The sequence below is a fragment of the Shimia sp. genome, from assembly GCF_041624275.1.
Lineage (GTDB): Bacteria > Pseudomonadota > Alphaproteobacteria > Rhodobacterales > Rhodobacteraceae > Shimia.
The window spans coordinates 1-7,506 of sequence record NZ_JBFJVE010000158.1 but is presented as its reverse complement, the minus strand read 5'-3'; the positions used below and the strand labels follow the sequence as shown (position 1 = coordinate 7,506).

The 7,506-nt window shown below is 65.4% G+C and carries 7 protein-coding genes; 4 read left to right on the top strand and 3 right to left on the bottom strand.

Features of this window, described 5'->3' with window-relative positions; all coding sequences use genetic code 11:
• Positions 1–69: 69 nt before the first annotated feature.
• A complete protein-coding gene (locus ABZD10_RS11925) occupies positions 70–732 on the top strand; it encodes a DUF938 domain-containing protein (protein WP_372886755.1) in 663 nt (220 codons plus the stop codon).
• A gap of 193 nt (positions 733–925) precedes the next feature.
• Positions 926–1,264, top strand: coding sequence for a carboxymuconolactone decarboxylase family protein (locus ABZD10_RS11920; RefSeq protein ID WP_372886753.1), 339 nt, complete (start codon positions 926–928; stop codon positions 1,262–1,264).
• A gap of 219 nt (positions 1,265–1,483) precedes the next feature.
• Here the strand turns inward: ABZD10_RS11920 and ABZD10_RS11915 are convergent, their stop codons facing one another.
• Positions 1,484–1,756, bottom strand: a complete 273-nt coding sequence (locus tag ABZD10_RS11915) for a hypothetical protein (RefSeq protein ID WP_372886752.1) — start codon at positions 1,754–1,756, stop codon at positions 1,484–1,486.
• A 174-nt stretch (positions 1,757–1,930) separates the two neighbouring features.
• Entirely contained in the window at positions 1,931–4,438 is a 2,508-nt protein-coding gene (locus ABZD10_RS11910; RefSeq protein ID WP_372886751.1) for an FAD-dependent oxidoreductase, read from the bottom strand.
• A 233-nt stretch (positions 4,439–4,671) separates the two neighbouring features.
• Here ABZD10_RS11910 and panC point away from each other — a divergent pair, with 233 nt between their 5' ends.
• Positions 4,672–5,517, top strand: a complete 846-nt coding sequence (panC, locus tag ABZD10_RS11905; RefSeq protein WP_372886750.1) for a pantoate--beta-alanine ligase — start codon at positions 4,672–4,674, stop codon at positions 5,515–5,517.
• Complete coding sequence (gene panB / locus ABZD10_RS11900) at positions 5,514–6,323, top strand: 3-methyl-2-oxobutanoate hydroxymethyltransferase (protein WP_372886749.1); 810 nt, start codon at positions 5,514–5,516, stop codon at positions 6,321–6,323. Before panC ends, panB begins: the two co-directional genes overlap by 4 nt.
• A 79-nt stretch (positions 6,324–6,402) precedes the next feature.
• Here the strand turns inward: panB and ABZD10_RS11895 are convergent.
• Positions 6,403–7,506 (bottom strand): FAD-binding oxidoreductase (locus ABZD10_RS11895; protein WP_372886748.1); only part of this gene is annotated, 1,104 nt, incomplete at its 5' end.

The window sequence follows — 7,506 nt, the reverse complement described above, 5'->3', positions numbered from 1 at the left end:
GGTCGCCGGGCGCCCGTCAGAACTGGACGCCACCACCCTGGCGGCGCTGTCACCACAGCGTTTCGCCTGATGCCGCGCCGGCTCAACCTGCCCGACAGCGCCTCGGTGGCGCAGCCCGGCCCCGGCGGCCGGCTGCACGCCCCCTCGGCGGCGCGCAACGCCGAGGCCATCACCGCCTGCGCCACCGCCCACGCGCCCACCGCGCCGGGCCCGGCCCTCGAACTGGCCAGCGGCACCGGCCAGCACGTGGTGGCACTGGCCCGCGCCCTGCCCCACCTCGCCTGGCAGCCAAGCGAGATCGACGCCGAGCGCCGGCGCAGCATCGACGCCCATGTCGCCGCTGCCGGCCTCGGCAATGTCGCCCCGGCCAGGACGCTGGACGCCACCGCGCCGGGCTGGGCCGCCGAGCTTTCCGGGCAAAGCTTCATCCTTCTGGTCAACCTGCTGCACCTGGTCTCGGACGACGAGGCGCGTACCCTGCTCGGCGAAGCGGCGGCGGCGCTGCGCCCGGGCGGGGTGCTGATGATCTACGGCCCCTTCAAACGCGGCCAGGACCTGACCAGCGCCGGCGACCGGGCCTTCGATGCCAGCCTGCGGGCCCAGGATCCCGAAATCGGCTACAAGAACGACGGCGATCTGAGCGACTGGGCCAGTACCGCCGGCCTGGCGGCGATCACCACCGTCGAGATGCCGGCCAACAACCTCGCCTTCCTGTGGCGCCGCCCTGTCTGAGCCGCGCAGGCCCGTGGCTTCATATCTTGCCGAAATACTCCGGGGTGAGGGCGGCGCGCTCTGCGCGGCGTCCGAGGGGCAGCGCCCCTGAGCCCCGGCATGAAAACAAATTCAAAAAACATGATGTAAGTCAAGGAAACCCCGCCCGGCCCATGATCTGGACGGGCCAGACCACCCTCAAGGAGCAGAATGCATGAGCTGGACCGACAAGCTGAACGACACCCGCAACCAGTTGCGCGCCCTCAACAAGACCATCCCCGACACCACCCGCGCCTTCGGCGCCCTCGGCAAGGCGGTCAAGGAAGGCGGCGTGCTCGAGTTCAAGACCAAGGAATTCGTCGCCCTCGGCATCGCGGTGGCGATGCGCTGCGATGCCTGCATCGTCCTGCATGTCGAGGCGCTGATCCGCGCCGGCGCCAGCCGCGAGGAAGTCGGCGACGTGCTGGCGATGACCATCCAGATGGGCGGCGGCCCGTCGATGATGTATGCCGCCAAGGCGCTGGAATGCTATGACGAGATGGCCGCAGGCTAGGCCGGCCCCTCATCGCGCCCCAGCAGGCGGCAGGAATTGCGGCCCGGACACATGCCCGGGCCGCAGCAGCAAATGAAATCTCACGCACTATAGCGGGACCGCTCACGATTTGTCCCGAAGGACTGTCCCGGCGCCATCATAACACATATTCACGAAGGCGCATTTGACACATCGCAAATCGACCTCATTGACATCGCCGTGGCGCGGCTGCCCACGCGGTCAGTTGCACTTGCCATAGCCGGGCTTGTAGCAATAGGGCTGGGCGCCGTTTGACGGCGCGCAGGCGGTCATGCCGCCGGTGCAGACCAGCCCCGCCGTGCAGGTGGCGTAACCGGGCTTGTAGCAGCCCCCCGGACCGTAGCTTCCGGCGGAACAGACCGACATGCCCGAGCCGCAGCTCTGGGCCAGCTGATAGCTTTCGCCCGGCGCCAGCCTGTCCAGAACCCCGGACAGGCGCTTGCCGCTTTCGGCCCAGCCTGCGCCCGCGGTCACCATCAGACACAAGGTTGTTAACAATTTGAATTTATGCATTTTTCACTCCTCTTCTTAATAATCGAATTTTCGCATATATTGAGAGAAGCATCCTTGATCCCGGTCAGACTCCGGAAAGATAAAGGCGGCCACGCGGGCCGCCTTCAGCGTTGTTCACATTGCCATGGCCGGACCCTAGCCGTTCATGCGGATGGTCTCGTTCTTGGGGTCATAGGGGCTGTCGCAGGTGACCACCGCATCCCACAGCCGGTCCTGGATCTTGACCTTGAGCTTGGTGCCTTCCACCGCCAGCTCGGGGCGCACATAGCCCATGCCGATGCTCTTCTCGAAGGCCACCGAATAACCGCCCGAAGTCAGACGCCCGACGCGCTCGCCTTCCGGGGTATACAGCGCCTCGCGGCCCCATGGGTCGGCATCCTCGGGTCCGTCGATCAGCAGCGTGCAGCACTTGACGCGCACGCCCTTGGCCAGCATCGCCTCCTTGCCGTGGAAGTCCTTTTCAAGGTCGATGAAACGCGGCAGGTCGGCCTCGGCCGGGGTCGCGTCGCGGCCCAGCTCGGTGCCGAAGGCGCGATAGCTCTTCTCCTGACGCAGCCAGTTCTGCGCCCGGGCGCCGACCAGTTTCATGCCGTGCTTCTCGCCCGCCTTGTTGAGCAGATCCCAGAGATAGTTCTGCATCTCGATCGGGTGGTGCAGCTCCCAGCCCAGCTCGCCGGTATAGGCCACCCGGATCGCATTGACCGGGCACATGCCCAGTTCGATCTGGCGCGCCGACAGCCAGGGGAAACGCTTGTTGGAAAGCGCGCTGTCCGGGTCCGCATCGACGATCACCTCTTTCAGCACATCGCGCGATTTCGGCCCGGCGATGGCAAAAACGCCCCATTGGGTGGTGACGTCCTGGATCTCGATGTAGCCGAACTCTTCCATCTTGTCTTCGGCCGCCTTGCGCAGGAAGTCGGCGTCATACTCGGTCCAGGCACCGGCCGAGACCAGATAGTAGTTGTTCTCGCCGTTGCGCACGATGGTGTATTCGGTGCGGGTGGTACCGGCCGAAGTCAGCGCGTAGGTCAGGTTGATGCGACCCACTTTCGGCAGCTTGTTGCAGGTGAACCAGTCGAGGAACTGGGTCGCGCCGGGGCCCTTGACCACGTGCTTGGTGAAGGCGGTGGCGTCGATCAGGCCAACGCCATTGCGGATCGCCTTGGCTTCTTCCACGGCATATTGCCACCAGCCGCCACGGCGGAAGGAACGCGCCTCCTTGTCGAAACTGGCCGGCGCGTCGAGCGGGCCGTAATAGTTCGGACGCTCCCAGCCGTTGACCCAGCCGAACTGCGCGCCACGCGCCTTCTGGCGGTCATAGGCCGGCGCGGTGCGCAGCGGGCGGCAGGCTTCGCGCTCTTCATCCGGGTGGTGCAGGATATAGACGTGCTCGTAGCATTCCTCGTTCTTGCGCGCCGCGAACTCGGTGGTCATCCAGTTCGAGGAATAGCGTTTCGGATCCAGCGAGGCCATGTCGATCTCGGCTTCGCCATCGACCATCATCTGCGCCAGGTAATAGCCGGTGCCACCGGCGGCGGTGATGCCAAACGAAAAGCCCTCGGCCAGCCACATGTTGCGCAGGCCCGGCGCCGGGCCGACCAGCGGGTTGCCGTCGGGGGTGTAGCAGATCGGACCGTTGAAATCGTCTTTCAGGCCGCTTTCGGCGCAGGAGGGCACGCGCTCGGCCATCGCCATGTACTGATCGGCGATCCGGTCGAGATCGAGCGGGAACAGGTCGGCGCGGAAACTGTCGGGCACGCCATGTTCGAACCGCGCCGGCGCGCCATGTTCGTAGATGCCCAGGATCCAGCCGCCGCGTTCCTCGCGGGCATAGGATTCATTGTCGGCGTCGCGCACCACCGGGTGCTCGGGGTTGCCGGCTTCGCGCCATTTGACCAGCTCGGGGTCCTGATCCATGACGATGAAGGTATGTTCCACCGGGATCGCCGGCATCTTGATGCCCAGCATCTTGGCGGTGCGCTGCGCGTGGTTGCCCGAAGCGGTGACGACGTGTTCGGCGGTGATGACGACCTTTTCGTCGCTCTCGACCAGGTTGCCGCCCTTTTCGACCATTTTGGTGCAGGTGACTTCCCAGTGGGTGCCGGTCCAGTGGAAGGCATCGGCCTGCATCTTGCGATGAATCTCGACACCGCGCTGGCGGGCGCCCTTGGCCATCGCCTGGGTCACGTCGGCGGGGTTAATATAGCCGTCCTCGGTGTGATAGATCGCGCCCTTCAGGTCGCCGGTCTCGATCAGCGGCCAGCGCTCCTTGATCTGCTCCGGGGTCAGCCATTCATAGGCGACATCGCAGGTCTCGGCGGTCGAGGCATAGAGCATGTATTCGTCCATGCGTTCCTGGGTCTGCGCCATGCGCAGGTTGCCGACCACGGCAAAGCCCGCGTTGAGCCCGGTTTCCTCTTCGAGCTGCTTGTAGAAATCCACCGAGTACTTGTGGATATGGGTGGTGGCATAGGACATGTTGAACAGCGGCAGCAGACCGGCGGCGTGCCAGGTCGAGCCAGAGGTCAGCTCATCACGTTCGATCAGCATCACATCGTCCCAGCCCGCCTTGGCCAGGTGATAGGCAATTGAGGTTCCGACGGCACCACCGCCGACGACCAGCGCTTTGACTTGGGTTTTCATGTCCCGGGCGACTCCAAAAAAGTGAATTGTCGGCACTCTGGCAAAACATTAGCAGCCGCGGCGGGTCCATCCGACCCAAAAACCGCCAAAACCGACCCCGGCTGCGGGATTGGTCTTTTTTGCAAAACCGCCGCCAACGCGCCGTAACTCCAACCCGTGCCGCCAAAACTCTTGCCGCAGCGCGGCGCTAGCTGCTATGCCGGACGACACGACACTATGGAACATGCGCAAAGATGAAGATTTGCAGGACCATTGCGGACTGCCGCAGTGCCGTTGCCAGCTACCGGCGCGCCGACGAAAGCGTCGGGTTGGTGCCCACCATGGGCTATCTCCATGACGGCCACATGGCCCTCGTCGCCAGGGCGCGCGAGGCGGCCGACCGGGTGGTGGCAACGATTTTCGTCAACCCGACCCAGTTCGGCGAGGCCGCCGACCTCGACGCCTACCCGCGCGACGAAGACCGCGATTTCGCCCTGCTCGAGGCGGCCGGCGTCGACTGCGTGCTGGTGCCGCCGGTCTGCGAGGTCTACCCCGAGGGCGACGAGACCATCGTCGAGACCACGCGCATGGCCAACATGCTGCACGGGCTGGTGCGGCCGGGGCATTTTCGCGGCGTGACAACGGTGGTGGCGCGGCTGTTCAACTTCGTCCAGCCCGACATCGCCTGTTTCGGCGAAAAGGACTATCAGCAATTGCAGATCGTGCGCCGCATGACCCGCGATCTGGGCTTTCCGATCGAGATCATCGGCGTGCCGACGGTGCGCGAGGCCGACGGGCTGGCGATGTCGTCGCGCAACGTGCGGCTGGGGGCGGAAGACCGTCAGGCGGCCCTGGTGCTGTCGCGGGCGCTGGCCGCCGCCGACGAGGCCGCCGCCCGGGGCACCAGCATCGAGGCGCTGCAGGCACTGATCGCCGACACCATCAATGGCGAGCCGCGCGCCACCCTGCGCGGGCTCGACATCGCCGGGGCCGAGGATCTTTCCCAGATCACCGGCCCTCTCACCTCTCCTGCTGCCATCATGCTCTCGGCTGAGTTCGGCGGCGTCCTCCTGCTGGATCAAAGGGTCGTTTCACCATGAGCAAGCAAGCCCCCATTCGCCGCAACACCGTGCCCCAGATCGCCGCCCGCAAAGGCGGAGAGCCGATCGTATCGCTGACCTCCTATCACGCGCATACCGCCGCCATCGTCGACAAATACGCCGACTTCATCCTCGTCGGTGACAGTCTGGGGATGGTCATGCACGGCATGGAAAGCACCGTCGGCGTGCCGCTGGACCTGATGATCATGCACGGCAAGGCGGTGGTGCGCGGCACCAAGAAGGCGCTGATCGTGGTCGACATGCCCTTTGGCACCTACGAAGAAAGCCCCTCGGTCGCCTTTCGCAACGCCGCCCAGATCATGAAGGAAACCGGCTGCGGCGCGGTCAAGATCGAGGGCGGCAAGCGCATGGCCGAAACCATCAGCTTTCTGGTCGAGCGCGGTATTCCGGTGATGGCGCATATCGGCCTCACGCCGCAGTCGAGCCACGTGATGGGCGGCTTCAAGACCCAGGGCCGCGAAGAGGACAGCTGGGCCGAACACGAGGAAGACGCCCGCGCGGTCACCGAGGCCGGCGCCTTTGCCGTGGTGCTCGAGGGCATGGTCGAACCGCTGGCGGCCCGGATCACCAAGCAGATTTCCATTCCCACCATCGGCATCGGCGCCAGCGCCGATTGCGACGGCCAGATCCTGGTGCTCGAGGACATGCTGGGGCTCAACGAATGGACGCCCAAGTTCGTCAAGGTCTATGGCGATCTCGGCCCCGCCATCGAACGCGCGGTGGGCGAATACGCCAAAGAGGTCAAGGACCGCAGCTTCCCCAGCGAAGACCAGGTCTACCGCTGATCGCCGCGGGCGGGCGGGTGACTATCGGGCGGGTGACTGATTGGGGGCGGGCAGCCCCCCTCGTTCCCGCCCCGGCCCCTCAGGGCACGATCTTGCCCGGGTTCATGATATTGTCGGGGTCGATGGCGGTCTTGATGGCGGCCATCACATCCACCGCCGCCCCCAGTTCGCGCAACAGATAGGGTTTCTTGCCCTGCCCGATGCCATGTTCCCCGGTGCAGGTGCCCTCCATCGAAATGGCAAGATCGTTGAGCCATGAGACGAACTCTTCGGCGCGCGCGATCTCGTCGGCATCCTCGGGGTCCACCAGTGGCAGGGCATGGAAATTGCCGTCTCCGACATGGCCGATGATCGGCGCCAGCAGGTTCAGCTCTGCCGCCTTGTCCTGGGCGGCGGTGACGCATTCGGCCAGCCGCGAGATCGGCACGCAGACATCCGTCGAGATGCCGGTGGCGCCGGGACGCAGCCCCAACGAGGCCCAATACATGTCGTGCCGGGCCTGCCACAGTTTCGTGCGGTCTTCGGCGCGCGCGGTCCATTCGAACCGGTTGCCGCCGAAGTCCTCGGCGATCGCGCCGAACATCTCCGCTTGCTCGGCGACGCTGCTTTCCGAGCCGTGGAACTCGAGCAGCAGCAGGGGGGTTTCGGGCAGGTCGAGCTTGGAATAGGCATTGGCGGCGCCGACGCTCATCGCATCCAAGAGTTCGATCCGCGCCACGGGAATCCCGTATTGAATGGTCGCCATCACCGCCTGACAGGCCGCGTCCACCGTGTCGAAGGAACAGCGCGCCGACGACATGGCCTCGGGAATGCCCTGTAGCCGCAGCGTGATCTCGGTAATCAGGCCAAGCGTGCCTTCCGCCCCGATCATCAGCCGGGTCAGGTCATAGCCGGCGCTGGATTTCTTGGCCCGGCTGGCGGTGCGGATCACCTCGCCAGAGGGCAGCACCACCTCGAGGGCGACGACATTATCCCTCATGGTGCCATAGCGCACCGCGTTGGTGCCGCTGGCACGGGTCGCGGTCATGCCCCCGATCGAGGCATTGGCGCCGGGGTCGATGGGAAAGAACAGGCCCTGGTCGCGCAGATGGGTATTGAGCTGCTCGCGGGTGACGCCGGGCTGCACCACGCAATCAAGGTCCGCCGCATTGACCGACAGGATGGCGTTCATCTCGGACATGTC